Origin of the sequence: Rhodococcus sp. WAY2 (genome assembly GCF_009859915.1) — a bacterium.
Classification (GTDB): domain Bacteria; phylum Actinomycetota; class Actinomycetes; order Mycobacteriales; family Mycobacteriaceae; genus Rhodococcus_F; species Rhodococcus_F oxybenzonivorans.
Genome location: NZ_CP046573.1, coordinates 177,956 through 191,903, shown reverse-complemented (window position 1 = coordinate 191,903; position 13,948 = coordinate 177,956). Strand labels below are relative to the sequence as shown.

At 65.3% G+C, this 13,948-nt stretch carries 10 protein-coding genes and 2 pseudogenes; 3 read left to right on the top strand and 9 right to left on the bottom strand.

Translation table 11 applies throughout. The features are described 5' to 3' along the window. Positions 1-340: 340 nt before the first annotated feature. The 5 genes and pseudogenes from GFS60_RS39420 to GFS60_RS30885 form a co-directional block, all read right to left on the bottom strand. On the bottom strand, positions 341-652 hold the full coding sequence (locus GFS60_RS39420; protein WP_236603568.1) for a hypothetical protein: 312 nt from the start codon (positions 650-652) through the stop codon (positions 341-343). Between the two features lie 346 nt (positions 653-998). Next, a pseudogene (locus GFS60_RS40440) lies at positions 999-1,376 on the bottom strand (TniQ family protein); the annotation flags it as partial. Further along, positions 1,373-2,410 carry a TniB family NTP-binding protein gene (locus GFS60_RS30890; protein ID WP_159927941.1) on the bottom strand — a complete coding sequence of 346 codons (1,038 nt, stop codon included), beginning with the start codon at positions 2,408-2,410 and terminating at the stop codon, positions 1,373-1,375. The gene GFS60_RS30890 and the pseudogene GFS60_RS40440, both read right to left, overlap by 4 nt. Further along, the gene (locus GFS60_RS39410) at positions 2,407-2,610 is read right to left on the bottom strand and encodes a hypothetical protein (RefSeq protein WP_236603566.1); all 204 of its coding nucleotides are present in this window, start codon (positions 2,608-2,610) and stop codon (positions 2,407-2,409) included. Before GFS60_RS39410 ends, GFS60_RS30890 begins: the two co-directional genes overlap by 4 nt. 1 nt (position 2,611) lies before the next feature. Then, positions 2,612-4,315, bottom strand: a complete 1,704-nt coding sequence (locus tag GFS60_RS30885; RefSeq protein WP_236603565.1) for a Mu transposase C-terminal domain-containing protein — start codon at positions 4,313-4,315, stop codon at positions 2,612-2,614. Positions 4,316-4,750: 435 nt separating this feature from the next. Here GFS60_RS30885 and GFS60_RS30880 point away from each other — a divergent pair, with 435 nt between their 5' ends. Then, positions 4,751-5,167, top strand: a complete 417-nt coding sequence (locus GFS60_RS30880) for a hypothetical protein (protein ID WP_159927939.1) — start codon at positions 4,751-4,753, stop codon at positions 5,165-5,167. 960 nt (positions 5,168-6,127) lie between these two features. On the opposite strand, the gene GFS60_RS39405 is transcribed toward GFS60_RS30880, so the two are convergent. Further along, the gene (locus GFS60_RS39405) at positions 6,128-6,892 is read right to left on the bottom strand and encodes an AMIN-like domain-containing (lipo)protein (protein WP_236603564.1); all 765 of its coding nucleotides are present in this window, start codon (positions 6,890-6,892) and stop codon (positions 6,128-6,130) included. A gap of 15 nt (positions 6,893-6,907) precedes the next feature. Then, positions 6,908-7,083, bottom strand: a pseudogene (locus tag GFS60_RS30870) (ATP-binding protein); the annotation flags it as partial. Positions 7,084-7,093: 10 nt separating this feature from the next. Between GFS60_RS30870 and GFS60_RS30865 the strand changes: the two are divergent. Further along, a complete protein-coding gene (locus GFS60_RS30865) occupies positions 7,094-7,936 on the top strand; it encodes a phosphotransferase family protein (protein ID WP_159927937.1) in 843 nt (280 codons plus the stop codon). A gap of 734 nt (positions 7,937-8,670) precedes the next feature. Here GFS60_RS30865 and GFS60_RS30860 read toward each other — a convergent pair. Then, the gene (locus tag GFS60_RS30860; protein ID WP_159927935.1) at positions 8,671-10,545 is read right to left on the bottom strand and encodes an RNB domain-containing ribonuclease; all 1,875 of its coding nucleotides are present in this window, start codon (positions 10,543-10,545) and stop codon (positions 8,671-8,673) included. A gap of 452 nt (positions 10,546-10,997) precedes the next feature. Further along, positions 10,998-11,270, bottom strand: coding sequence for a hypothetical protein (locus tag GFS60_RS30855; protein ID WP_159927933.1), 273 nt, complete (start codon positions 11,268-11,270; stop codon positions 10,998-11,000). A gap of 1,417 nt (positions 11,271-12,687) precedes the next feature. Between GFS60_RS30855 and GFS60_RS30850 the strand changes: the two genes are divergently transcribed. Then, positions 12,688-13,695 (top strand): alpha/beta fold hydrolase, encoded by a 1,008-nt coding sequence (locus GFS60_RS30850; RefSeq protein ID WP_328799840.1) that lies wholly within the window; start codon positions 12,688-12,690, stop codon positions 13,693-13,695. Positions 13,696-13,948: the final 253 nt, after the last annotated feature.

Sequence of the window (13,948 nt, the reverse complement as noted above, 5' to 3'; positions counted from 1 at the left end):
GGCCGATCGAGCCTGTTGGCCGGCGCTTTTAACGAGAGCGCCCTGGCCGCCAGGGTCCCTCTTGCAGATGAGATGGTCTCGAACCGAGCAAATTGCACTGGCAGAGAAACGGGAACGAGCAAGATTCACTGACAAAAAGGACGATCGACTGTCACAGGACACCAGTGGTTTCCGCGCGAGGCCACCGGCAAACACCCAGTTCTCCCTGTGCCGAGCCGCGCCATACTCTCCAGCCACCGGTTCCCATCCCGTATGTCGGTTCTCGTTTGTTCTGGCGAGGTTGATGTCGGTTGATCTGGGGCTCGCCAGTTGGGGGTGGTGTTGTCATTGGCATCGTTTCTCACTTGAAGTGGCGGATTGTCGGGAGGATGGCGTTGCTGTAGTAGGGGTCGTAGGGGCGGTGGGTGTGGACTCGTTTCCAATGCTTCTCGCGGAATGTTCGGAATAGGTTGCGATGCTCGATGACCCAGCTCTTGAGTGGTTCGATCCAGGTGGAGGAGGACAGCCGGTCGCCGAATCGCTCGGGTTGTCCGAGGCGTCGGCCGACGTGGTGATAGAACGGGGCCACGTGGTGGTCGTCGTCGGCCATGGCGACATGGCGTCTCCATTCGAGATCGCAAAGGATCTCGGCGAGCGTGACGGTTTCGGGCATGACCAGGAGTGTGGTTGCGATTCGGGATTGGGGCAGGGTGGCTGCGCGTTTGTCCCCTCGCGTGTGCAGGTTTTTGAAGGTGTAGTAGTTGGGGCTGAAAGAGGGCGCGGGCGAGGTGCCAGTCCAGGGCGATCCAGCTCGCGTGCCTGAGCTGTTGACGAACCCAGGCATGGTCTCCGACAGTCGAGCGCAGTCGGCCGAGTCGGCGGTGGGCGGTGATGATCTCGATGTTTTCCGACAGGTCGATCTGGTCGGGGTGATAGCTGGTGGTTTCGATCCAGCGGCGATGTCGTCGGCAGATGGACGGTGCGTCGCGGTCGTGCACGCGGACCTGTGGACGGCCGGGGATTCGGGCGATGCAGGGGTGGCAGTGGTCGCGGATGGCCGCGCTGCGGAAGACGCGGATCGTCGGGTCGGTTTGGGGCAATGGGTCGGCTCTGGGGTTCGACAGGCTAGGCAGTGCTTTGCGCAGTTGGTCGGCGGGCAGGCCGGTGAAGGTTTCCAGCCGGGCCAGTGCGGGCGCGTTGAGCGTGAGGTCGCGGTTGTGGATCATCGAGGCGAAGGGGGTGCCGTTGATGGGTTCGCCGAGGGCGCGCAGCAGTGTGGTCGGCCGTTTCAGCGCGTTCGCGGCGGCGAGTCGGAAGACGTAGGACACCACGGTTTCTCCGCCGATCGGACGGACTCGGACGGGCAGGAGTTGGGCGGGTTGCTGCCATAGCGTCATCGGTCGCTCCCTGGCCGGTGCTGCTGGAACTGGGCGACGGCGGCGCCGTCGAGCAGCACGGCGTCGAGGTGGGCCTTGGTGATCCTTTCGGCGCCGTCGGTGATGGTGTCGTTGGCGGCTTCGTAGATGAGCTGGTCGAGACTGCCGATCATGCCGCCGGTGCGGGCGTGCAGGTAGTCGGCCCGCTGGATGAGAGTTCCGGCTTGGTGCTTGTGCAGCCGCAGGGTCTGCTCCATGCGGGCGACGAGCTTGACCCAGTCCTGTTTGTCCTGGTCGGTTCGGTAGGCGAACGGTCCTGTCTTGATGGGGACGAATCGGCCGAGGATCTGGCGGCCGCGCATCCCGGACAGCAGGTTGGACTCCTCGAGGTCCAGGCCCGAGTAAACGAATGTCGCCGAGATCGTGTCGAAGAAGTATTTCAGCTGGTCGGAGGCGTCTTGGCCTTTCCGGGTGGTGAGGTCGAGCCGGTGGATCTCGTCGACGAGGACCATGCCGGTGCCGACCCGGCGCATCACCTCGGCGACGGTGTGGGCGATCGACTGGGGGTTGTCATTCTTGCCGATCGGCAACCCGAGGAAGGCCGCCATCTCCCGGGCCAACGACCGGGGGTCCGCGTCCGGAGGGACGACGATGTAAACGACCGGGATTCGCTCGGGGTTGGGCGGATAGCGGCGTTGCAGGTCGATCTGGAACTTCTTGCCCAACTGGGTGATCGAGGTCGACTTGCCGGTGCCGCTGGCGCCCGACACCAGCAGCCCGCGGCGGCCGAGCTGCTTGCCGCGGTTGTTGGCCACCAGCTTCGACCCGTAGTGGATGACCCTGCGGATGTCCGGGGTCGCGACCAGCAACAACGCCGAGTGGTAGTCCTGGCGGGCCTCGTTGTAGAGCTCACGCTCGAACCCGTCCAGGCGCTGCCAGTCCTCCACCGGCAGCAGGCGCGGCGGCTCGGGGTTGGGTTGGCCGGCGAACGAGGCCCACCCCTGCTTGGTCGATAGCGGATGACGGATCTCGGGTTCTGTTCGCGTGATGGTCACCGGCGGATCCCCGAGTCGTCGGCGAACGGGTCGTCGGCGAACGGGTCGAACATCCCGAACGGCACCACCTCGCCGACCGCCACCTCCACCGCGCCGGACTCCTCACCGGCTCCCTCGTGCGCGGCTGCGGTCCCGGTGGGCAACGCCGGGACCGCCGCCGCCGGTGGAGCAGTCAGTTCGGCGGGCAGGTGGTTGGCCATCTCACGGGCAGTGCGGGTGCGCGCCAACACCCGGTCGGCGCCGGGGCCGGTTTCCGCGCGGCGCAGCAGCGCCGCGAGGATCACCGCGACGGCCATCTCGTTGGTGTCGTCGACACCGCGCTGCGCGGGCGATCTTGCGGGAGGCCCGCCAGGTGAAGTCGGCGAACGGCTGGCCCACCACCGTGTAATGGGTCCACGGCGCGATGATCCAGCCCTGACCGTGGTGGTTGCGAACCCAGACCCGCGACACGTCGTAGGGGTCGTAGTGAACCTCCCATCGGCCGCCCTTGGCCGTGACACCGGAGCTCTGTCTGGCCCATTGCCGCAACTCCGCGCTGTTGTAGGTGCGGTACTCGATCTGGATGCCGGTGTCGGTGATCGCCCGCCAGTCCGCGGGCAATAACTCGATGTAGTCCTCTCCGGTCAACGCGACCGGGACGTAGCCGGCGGCCGCGACCAGCGCGGCGTAGGCATCGTTGGGCGAGGTCGCCTGATCGGGGTTGAACGGGTGGCGCAGGCCTTCGTGTGGGCGGGTTTGCCACCCGCAGATGACCCACTCGTCGAACAGCTCCTGCAGCTCGGGCAGCGACCAGACGGCGCGCTCGACCACATCGGTGCCCCGGCGGGTGACGTCCCGGCCGGTGTAGCCGGCGACGTGTTGACAGAACAGGGTGTTGATCGAGGCGAAGGTGCGCTCGACGATCGACTTGTCGGTCGCCGTCTGCTGGTGGGCCGGCTGCACCGAGATGCCGAGTGTGTCCGCGGCGCGCAGAAACACCTCCGACAAGAACACCTTGCCGTGGTCGATGACCACGGTGTCGGGCACGATCACCGGCTTGGCGGCCGCCATCGCCATCCGCGCGTCCAACGCGACCAAACGTTGGTGCGGGAACCGCGACGCCGCCATCGCCAATGCCTGGTCCCACCCCGGACGCATCGGCTCCGGGACCGTCGCCCGCGCCAGCAGCAACGCCGCGTCGACTGCCTTCGCCCCGACCGGCCGCAGCACCCCCGAACAGATCGTGCGGGTCGCGATGTCGATCGACAGCACGAGCTCCGCGCGGCCGATCACCCCGTCATCCATCACCGCCATCACGTCCAGCGGGGTCGCGTCCAACTGCACCTGCTCGCCCGGCCGCGCCGCCGTCGTCGCGGTGTAGGGCCGGGGCGGCTTGCTCGCGGTCTGGCGACGCGTCACCGCCGACCCGAACGTGTGCCGCCCCTTCGACAACACCTCGAGCAGCCGGTAACACGTTGCCTGCGACGGCAGCTCCACCACACCCGGACCGTGCTCGTCGTCGAGCAGTTCACGGATCTGACGGATCGCCCGCGACCTGGTGCCCGTCGAGGTCCCGATCTGCGCAGCGACCACCGTGGCCGCCGCCGTGACCACCCGCTCGTCGACATGCCCGGTTGGCTTCGCGGCCCGGGCGGAGCGGGTGTCGACCAGCCCCCACAGCCCCTGGTCGCGGTAGCGGGCGCGCATCCGCTGCACGGTGCGGACGCCGGTCTTGGACCCCGCCGCGGTCAACTCGGCGGCCTTGGCCTTCTCCCTTGCCGCCATCGTCTGGGTCATCGGGTCGTATTCCGGACGTGGCCGCGCATCCGCCGCCGCGTCCGGAGGCAACCCGGTCTCGATCTCGACCAGATGCCGTTCCCATTCCCGCGCGGCCGCCACCACTGGCCCGAGAACTCGCCAGATCAACTTCCCTTTTGCGTCAGAGCCATCAATGGATCTTCCCAGTGGCAGTCCCAAACGATCGTCTTCTCGCCGTGTTTTGTTCAGGTGGAGTCCGGTCCTACCGGCAACCGGGCAACCGGGCTTGGGCGAAACCCAATCTGGAGAAACCAGCGGTCGAATTCTGGCGAGCCTCCCGTATCGCCGGTAGCGAATCCCATAAGGTTCGCTTCACGAACGGCTCGGCGCGGTTGCTCCGATTGGGCCTGGCTCGGTGCTCATACCGACGCTGGCGGTCGGTATGCGGCGCCTTCGTTCCGGGGTGCGGTCGTTTTGGGGTAAAAGTGTCGACGGAATCAACCTGGGGAGGGCTAACTCGTGAGTAGTCTCGGAAGAAGCGTGGCCCGGCGAATTTTCGCATTGTTGACCGTCCTGCTTGTTTCCTGTGGAATAAATGCATCAGTGACGCCGGTAGCAAGCGCAGATCACCACAATAACCAGTACCTCTGCGGGCATTGGGTACAAGGTCTCATAAAGAACAGGTACGACCAGGTCCCCGGAATTCTGCAATGCCCCACAACCGATGAATTGACCAACCCGGGCAACTCCGGCAAACGCCAACATTTTGGAACCCGTGGAAACATATACTGGAGAAACTACGAACAAGAAGCGTATTCAATTTGGGGAATGATATGGGAATTCTGGGCTGGTGCCGGATATGAGCAGGGCAAATATCAATATCCCGATTCCAATGAGGGATGTTGTACGGACTTCGGCATTCCGGGCGCTGCTTTCCGCTACCAGTGGTTCGACTCCGGTTGTTGGGCTTTACTTTGGGATCCCACCCAAGGGTATCGGAATCCGTTCTATTGCCATTGACCAAGACTTGGTATTATTGCGAGCGAGAGGCCAGCTCGCTTCCGCACGCGGTTGAGATGCCTAAATGACGGAGATCGACTTGTTCGTGTGGTCCAGGAAGTAGAAGGGGTGCGGTCCATGATGAAACGTAAGAGCATCGCCGCTGGTCTCGGGGCATTAGCCGTCACGGCCGCCATGGCTGTAGTGGTTCAGGCTCAACCACCTACCGAGTCGCCGCAACTTCCCGAAGCAAGTGTTCTGGCCTCGAAATTGGACGCCGTGGACGGCGCTGGCGTGTCGGCTGAGGCCAGAGGGAACAGCATCTCCGGCGCAGGGCCTGCTCCTCGACCGGCGTTGGATCCGAGAGGGATCGGGCCGGAGATTACTGTCACAAATAAGGTGACAGAAGTATCTGCAGTTGGACCAAATCGGTTAGTTGCCACGAGGACGATAAAGTACGTATTTCCGAATGGAAAGGTCGTGGAGACCGATCCAGGGAAGGTTCCGTTCGTGCGGGAAGCGGACGGGGAATGGCGCATCGATATAGCGTATTTATGCGCGCAGAGTGCGGCTATGGAAGACCTGGGCCGTGAAAGAGGGCACGCCGTTGAGCCCGATCCGGGATGCGTTTAGTCGTCTGTTCCCGGTCGAGCGGAGAGGACTGCTCGGTCTACGATGGATATGCGCCTCGATGACCGAAGGAAGACGCCGAGCGACGTGAGGGTCGACCGCGACGGTGAAGTTCTGCATCTTCGAGGTTGGCCGGCGGGTGTGTCGGGTCAGCTGCTGCGGACCGGATCATTACGCGCGAGGTATCGAGAGCGTTTCCCGCCGACTCGCCCATCACCCGAATTCGGCGAAACCATGCATCTGATCATGTTGTCACCTCACCAGTAGCTCCCTCGGGCGCAGTGGACGAAGCGATTCAACGGCGAATTCCGGTCCCGGCCGGAGTGCTCCGAAAGGAATCACGGCCCGCATTTAGCCGAAGATGTCGACGGCCATGGCAAGAGGGTCGAACAGCACTTCAACTTTGAAAGGCGGCCGGTCGCTGCTCGTGCCGATGAACGTCTGGGTGCTCAGGTCAGCGCTGTGCGGGTGGCTCTGATAGCTAGGGGCCAGGTGCACTTCAGTAACCGCACGCGCGTAGGGATCGGTGAGCGGAGTAGGGCCGCTGTATCCGCCGGTGTCGGTCGCTGTGGATGTTGCGAAGAAGTAGATCTGCAGGATCGATACGCCCCTGACCTGTAGTGCTGTCGGCTGTCCTCGTGGGGTGGCTTCGGCGAGGTATTCAGCGCGCCAGCTGGGCACGGCCGTGCCGCCGAATCCGTAGATGATCCGGTCATAGCCTTCGTGGCGCTCGATGCGGATATCGGTGACGGCTGTTGGTTCCCACGAGTCGATTGGCGCGGGAGTCCGCGGCATGCCGGGGAGGGGTGCCGCCGTCGGGGGAATAGTCGGCGTCCGGGGAATGGTCGGCGGAACGGGGGCACGCTCGGGTGGTTGTGTCACCGGTGGTGGCGCGACCGGGGGCTTCGGACAGAACATGCACGGTCCCTCCTTGGCGTTCGCGTCGGCGCCGGGAACCTCGATTGTGGTGACTTGGCCGCCGCCAGACGGCCCGAGCTGATCAGGCGCTGCGCAACCGGCGGGAAGCAGGACGAGCGCGATTAGGCCGGCGAGTCCTCGTCGGTTGATCACACTCTCGATATCGGCCCAGCCCGCCGAAATGTGACATTGGATCATTCTGACCTATGTCCACCAGGTGAGGCGGTCGACGATAACCGCGCAAAAGCCTTGAGTCGGTGAAAGTCTTGGTCCAGCCAGAGATGGAGGTCTTTACTGGCAATGGCCACGGGATTCTTCTCCCCCCGCTCGGTAAGAAACTGGAACAGCAGTTCGCCGCCGCGTTTGTCGAGTTCCATATAGCCGAGTTCGTGAGGTCTGGTGTACGAGATCGACCACGATCGAGTCGCGAAGATCTGGTTCGGCGAGTCGGAGGCGTCCCTGCAGCGGGATCAGGTCTTCTACGACACGTTGGCCGGCAAGCCCTTCCGATTTGCGACCCCTCGCATCCGCGAGGTTCACGTCATAGAGGACCGCTGCGTCACGATCGAGCAGCGACTGGCCGGCACGAACATGACCAACCATCTCCACGCCGGTCGGACCACCCTCGACAAGGCCCGGTCCACTTTTGACGACGTACTGGCCGAGCTGGCGGAAAGCGGGCCGCTGCCCGAGGGGCGCGCTCTGTCAGTGATGGACGAGGACATCTCGCTCTACGACGCGGCCGAGGACTTCCCGGAGGCTCTCGGGACCTTGGCCGAGCGCCGCCTCGCCCGATTCCGACAGGTTCTCGACCCTGCCGTCGAGGAACTCGATAAGAAGATCGACGCGCTGCGCCGCCGGCTGCGCGAGATCGACAGTGGACAACGCTCCGTCATCCACGGCGACCTGATCCCGGACAACATCCTGGTGAACGACAACGGAGCCCCGATCGCAGTCCTCGACTGGGGCTTCTTCACCACGGAAGGCGACCCGGTCTTCGACGCCGCCGTGGCCGCCTCGATCTTCGATATGTACAGCGAATCCGCCCTGGACACCGAACTCGGCCTCTACAAACAAATCGAGGAGCGCCTGGGATACCCGCGTGAGGCACTTCTGGTCTACCGCGCGGCGTACTCGCTGATCACCGCAAACGTGTACGACGCCGGCGGCAGGGACGGGCACTTCGCCTGGTGTGCTGCTGCTCTGAATCGCCCGGACGTCGTACAGGCGCTCCTGGGCTGAGCCGAAGCCAAGCGGTTGGCTACTGGTCGTCGCTGTGAACGGTCGGGGGGCCCGCAGTGCGGCCTGCTCACCACCCCTGTCAGCGGCAGACCACTCGCGCGAGAGGCATCCCACTCGCCACATTCGATGAGAACTCGCCACTACTCCGACAGTTTGCCTGCGAACTCGCCAGATCCGACGAGAACCGACACCGTAATCGTCACCGAACCGGGACACATACTCCCGAGATGCGCCGATTGCTGGTGGGGAGTGGGGGAGTGGCAGCATAGTGGCAGGTAAACGGGGCTAAACAAGTTGTCGATGCGGGGGGAGTGAGGGTGAAAAGGGGCACCTAAACGGGTTCAAAGACACTCGATCAGGCCGGTAGCGCCGACGTCGGCGCTACCGGTCGGTCGTCATCGTCACCGCAACGCCGCGGTGCGGACACTGCCTGACACATCGGTCGGAAATCCCGCATCCGCGGTGTCTCGACCGCCTGCCCGACGACCTGCGCTCGCCCGAACCCCGGCACGGGTCCCTGCGTCATCTGTTTTCAGACCGACGGGCGTCGGGAGGTCGATGCTCCGATCGATCGACGGCGTACTTCTCCGGGCCGCTACGAAAGGCCGTCCCCGTTCCATCGGCGCGCCTCAGGCGTCTCAGGCGGCTACCCGCGGGAGACTAACCGGCAGCGATTCAGCCGCACCGGCGCCCGACCGGTGTTGCCGCGGTACATACAAGACCGCGCGCCGCCATCATCGCCGGCCGAAAAGTGCCTCGACGAGCGCGGTGGCCGATGCGGTCTTCGCCGCGGTTTTCGCGGCCGCCTCCGCGGTGGCGGTGTGGCCGGCGAGGTGCACGGTGGCGGTGAAGCGGGGTGCGTGCGCGGGTCCGTCGGTGCGGAACTCCCATACGGGCGGAGGCTGATTGTTGTTCTGGGCGAGGCTCATCAGCCAGGCGGTGGGGTTGGACAGTGCCTTGGACTTCTTTGCCCCGTCCAGGTTCAGGGCGGCCGGGGCGGTCGTCCCCTGCGGTTCCGTCCTGGTTGTGGAACCGGGATCCTTCGGCGCCGGTGGGGGAGACGTGGGCTGCGGGGATGGCGCGGTGGTGGGCCAGTCCGGTTCCGCGTCGGCGTGGTCGGTGCCGGTCAGTTGCGCGCGCAAGCCCGCCCAGAGGGCGGCTTGTTCGGCCGGTTTCTTCGCAGTTGCGGTGGTCCAGGGTCCGCGGATGCCGAGGTGGGTGGCTCGGGCGGCGAACAGTGGGTGGTGGACGGCGCCGTTCCGGCGGGTCTCGAGCGTGGGTTCCGGTTGGTCGGGGTGGGTTTGCCGCCACACCGACGCGACGCTGGGGCCCATCTCCAGGTGGGTATCGGCGAGGGTGTCGATGACGCGGAGTTGGAGGGGATGCCAGTTGGGGTCGGCGGCATCGATCAGGACCGCGACGTCCGGGGCGGTCAGCAGGTCGGCATCGACACGGCGGACGAGCTCGGCGGCGACTTCGGCCCGAAGCGGTCCGGTGGCTGCGGATTTGAGCACCTTGTGGAAGGTGCGGGAATCGAGGGTGGTGAGATCGGCGGTGGCCTGCTCGGCGACGATGCGTTGATCGGCGTGCTTGAAGTGATTCTTCTTCGCCTCCCGGGCGGCGCGGGTGCGCCGGTTCAGGTCGCCGCCGAGGGCGGCCAACTGATCCGGGGTGTAGGGGGCGGGAGCGTGGTCGAGGTGGGCGAAGATGATCCGCTGGTTGATCAGATCAGCCACCCGCCGCAACGGTGAGGTGACATGGGTATAGGCGCTCAACCGTAATCCGTAGTGGCCGTGGACCGTCGGATCGTACGTCGCGGCCCGCAACGTCGACAGCAGTCGTCCCCGCAGTTTCGCGAACAGATCTGGGTCCCCGGCCGCGGCGGCGATCTCGGTCACCAGCTCGTCGGTGCTGCCGGCAACCGGGTTGGGCCGGTGGTTGCGGAACAGGATCGGCAACCCCCGCTCCACACACCACAACGCCACCGCCTCGTTGGTGGCGATCATCATCTCCTGCACGATGACGTAGGCGACGGTCCGCAGTTCGGCGGCGATCGCCACGATGGCGCCGTCCTCGTTGCTCGCCCAACCTTGGGTGAGGTCGTAGAACGCCAGCGCCCCGCCGTCACGCCGGGCGGTCAGCAGGACCTGCGCGGCCGCATCCGCCGCAGCCAACTGAGCGTGGAGCGGATGTGCCGGGTCGGTCAGGATGTTCGGCACCTCGGCGTGATCGACCGCCACGCATCGGCCCGTCGGGATGTGCCCGCGGCCGACGGCGGTGTCGACCAGCCGGCCGCCGGGGGTGAGGGTGCCGGTGACCCGCAGGCTGGTCCTCGCGGCTTCGGTGGTCAGGGTCGCCGACCGTTCGGCCGTGTCGCCGAGCATCGCAATGGTGCGGCTGCGCAGATAGCGGGTCTCGGCCCGCAGAAACGCCTGCTCGTCAGCCACCGACCCCAATTCGACGACGTCGGCGACACCGGCGATATGAACCTCCACCGCCCACCCGCCGCCGTCGAGCGGGATGACCGAGAAGGCGTCGTCCCGGTCCCGGGCAGACTCGGAATCGATCATCAGCAGCGTCGACATGTCGGTCGTGGTCGGTGATGCCATGATCGATCCCCCTTGGTTCTCTACAGGTATCCGACGATAACCGGCTGCTGTCCCTGCGGGTCGCCGGCACACGCCGGGCCACCCCGCAGACGTGGGTGGCGTTCTCGTGTGAGGTCCCATGGAATGGTGTGCGGACAGCACTGCGGGGTGTCCCTACTCGGCCGACGATGTTGACGGTGTTGGTGGTGGTTTGTTTCGCGGGGAAGGACTAGCGGTCACGATGAGGACGCCGAGCCTTTGATCGGGCAGGACACGATGGTGCCCGCAATTCAGGTGCCCCGGTCCGGCGAGATTCCTTCTCGACGTTGATGTCCCGGGCGGAGAAGGGGAAAGGATGGTGGGCTGGGTCGCTCGGTGTCAGTCGTAGTCGACGTATCGATCGAGGGTTGGCTGCTTTGTTGCCGCCCCGGTGGGTGATCACATCGCTGCGCCCGGGCGATCGACGTATCCGTTCAGGATGCGAGCAGTGGCCCATACTTCTGGCGGGCTGCCTCTCCGGATGTGCCGACCTCGGCGCCGATCGTCGACCATGGCAGGCCGCGCTTGCGGGCCGAGACGATGTGGTCGACGAGCTGACGCTCGGCTTCGGCGCGGGCGACTACTGCGGCGCGCAGCTCGGCGAGCGCGGCCGGGTCTCGGCGGTCCCCCTCGCGGGGTTCGTAGTCCTCGCACCGCTTCGCGAGTTCGTCGGCGTGCGCGAGGATGTCCTTCGTTGTGCGTGGCATAGTCATCACCTCAGGTAGTTTGGTCGGGCCTTCATGGCGTGGACGATCACGTGGGCGTCGGTGCTGGTGACGTAGCCGATCTCCAGCAACGTCGCGTCGAGCGCTGGTCCGACGAGCATGATGAACCCTCGCCGAGATCGAACGCGGTGATCGCGTTGTTGAACGCGTGCACCATGTCGTCGGAGTCGATCCCGTGCTTGTAGGCGCTCGCGGCGATGACCGGCTCCGATGCATCATTCCAAGTTACCTTGCCGAATTACGGATTGCAAGTTAACTTGCATCCCTGACGCTGCACCGCCACGCCACGCCGTGCTCTTCCGCGATAGCCAGAGCCACCGAGGATTCGCCGACAGCCGACGGCTTCGAACTGGTCATGACAGTCCCAGCAGTGCGGTGTTGCGGCGCTCGAGCACCTCCAACGTCTATAACGGGGCCGCGACGATTAGCGGCGTGTCAAGGACATGAAGGCGTCCCTGTGGGCGGGATGCCCAAGGCGCCAACACAGCGCGAGAGCGTCGCTCACGTGTAGGCGCGGTCGCCGGCCTCGGTGTAGGTCTCCGTGGCTGACACCAACCGTGACGAATCAGACGCCAACGCAACGGATACCACGCCACCACCGTCGGGTGCGCCGGCCGGGGAGTGTGCCCGTGGGAGAAATACCACGAGCAAAACGCTCCAAATCCGAGGTGTGGGCGCGGCGGTCCTCGGCCCGGACCGCTGCATGGTGCCGGCGATCCGGGTCAGCAACCTCGCCGGGCAGCAAGGCCCCGCGGATGCTGTTACGGGCCGTGCAGGGCCTCGTTCACCGGTTCGATCGTCACCGGCGCACGGTATCGGCGTACCGACGCTCTGCAGAGCAAAAACGCGGTGACGTGCAGTTTCGGGCCCGACGCTGCGATAATTGAAATTATCGCGGCCTAGTGCTCACAAACCATGAGTGACACGGGGCGGCGCAGAAAAGCGGTAAGGAGGGCCCGCCTTAAATTCTTCGTGTCCTCTGTCAGTTGACCTGATGCATTGCCATTGCGTCCGAGGCAAGTGTGGGACGTCTGCCACCAATATGAGGCGTCTCATGGGCATGACCTACATGTTTAGTTAACTTTGGTGCACCGTCCGGCGGCTGGTTACCTCAATAATGTGACAGGGAATCAGCCAGCCGCTCCGCCACATTGCTGAGGCACCCAAGTCGACGACCGCTCGTGCCTCGCTTCAAATGGCAATGGACAACCTCGTAGTCACCGGGCACGACAAGGGTCGAGAGTCCCGGATGACGGTGGTCCCTTCGAGCGACGACGAGGCGTGATTTCTTAATCCGTGTCTCCAGGCATGGACGGCTTTGACCATCGTCGCCCTCATCCACCCCTCCGAATACGTTGGGAACTAGCGAATACCATGGGAATGGAGGAAGGGATTCACCGTGCGATGCGACGACTGGGGCGTCCGGTCGCAGCAGTGGGCGGGGTTGCGCAGCGTGTCGACGAGCGTGTGCGGCGTGCCCGTGCACTATGTCCGAGGGGAACCTGCATCGACCGCGCCTCCCGACGCACCAGTTCACCTGCTGGTGCCCCCGATGACCGGCAGCGCAAGCATGTGGATCGATCTCGTTCCTCACCTGCGCCGGCTCGGGCCGGTGATTTCCGTCGACCTCCCAGGGGGGATCGTCGGCCACACCGGTGATCCGTATCGGCATGGGCCACGCGCGGACCTGGACGCTCGCTTCGTGTCGGCCTTCGTTCGGCAGCTCCGCCTCAAGGGGCACGTGGTGTTGCACGGCTGGTCTACCGGCCTGGTGGCGGCGCTGGCCGCCACGATGATGCCCGAGAATACGCTGGGAGTCGTCTTGGTGGGCCCGGCGCTGCCGTGGCGCCGGACGTCCCTAGCCGAGGCGCTCGGGTGGCAGACGTTGGGGCGCCTCGTCGTCGCAGCGGGTCCGCCAACGACACGCATGGTGTTGCGAATGGCGGGCCGGCGCATTCTGGACGTCAAGCGCACCGCTCTCGAAGACGCGGGCTCGATCTCAGGTGGCCGGACCGACCTTATCGGGGGAGACCCGGGCCGTGTCTCACCGGAGCAGGTCGACCTGTGGCGCGAGGGCCTCGAAGTGGCCCGCGAGCACCCGGAACGGCTCCCGGGCACGGCCACGGCGTTCGCGTCGATCGTCAAGGCCATGTTCATTACGCAGAGGTCGACGAACGAGGCGCTCGATTCCGTGCGGGTGCCTGTACTTGTGCTGTGGGGAAGGGACGATCACCTTGTCGACCCCATCTCGCTCATCCAGCACGCCCGACGGCCGGGCTGGACACCCCGACCCATCGATGGCGTTGGCCACCTGCTTCCCGTCGAGGCGCCCGACCTCTACGCGCTGGCGGTCTGCCAGTGGTTCGCCGCTAGGCTCGAGATTCCCGGATTCGGAAACCCTACGTAGATGGGTGTCTTTCCGGCCCCAGCAGAACCGCCCCGCCGACGTCAGTTCCTCGCCGCTCGGGGATCGTCCCTTACGGGATGGAGCGAAACCGGCTGAGGATTGCGACAAGTTCGTGAGATTCACGCCCTGACACGACGTTGATAACCGGCAGGTCGGAGACGCCGAGAAGTGACACCCATCAACACGTACGGCCGGATTCAGGTTTGTGGGCGAGATCGGGTGGGGTCGTCCGTGACGGTCTTCTCACCCGCGT

Excerpts from the sequence above, each read along its gene's own strand:
- GFS60_RS30860 (WP_159927935.1), bottom strand. The coding sequence starts at position 10,545 with ATGGCATCACCGACCACGACCGACATGTCGACGCTGCTGATGATCGAT.
- GFS60_RS39420 (WP_236603568.1), bottom strand. The coding sequence starts at position 652 with ATGCCCGAAACCGTCACGCTCGCCGAGATCCTTTGCGATCTCGAATGG.
- GFS60_RS39410 (WP_236603566.1), bottom strand. The coding sequence starts at position 2,610 with ATGGCCAACCACCTGCCCGCCGAACTGACTGCTCCACCGGCGGCGGCG.
- GFS60_RS30855 (WP_159927933.1), bottom strand. The coding sequence starts at position 11,270 with ATGCCACGCACAACGAAGGACATCCTCGCGCACGCCGACGAACTCGCG.
- GFS60_RS39405 (WP_236603564.1), bottom strand. The coding sequence starts at position 6,892 with ATGATCCAATGTCACATTTCGGCGGGCTGGGCCGATATCGAGAGTGTG.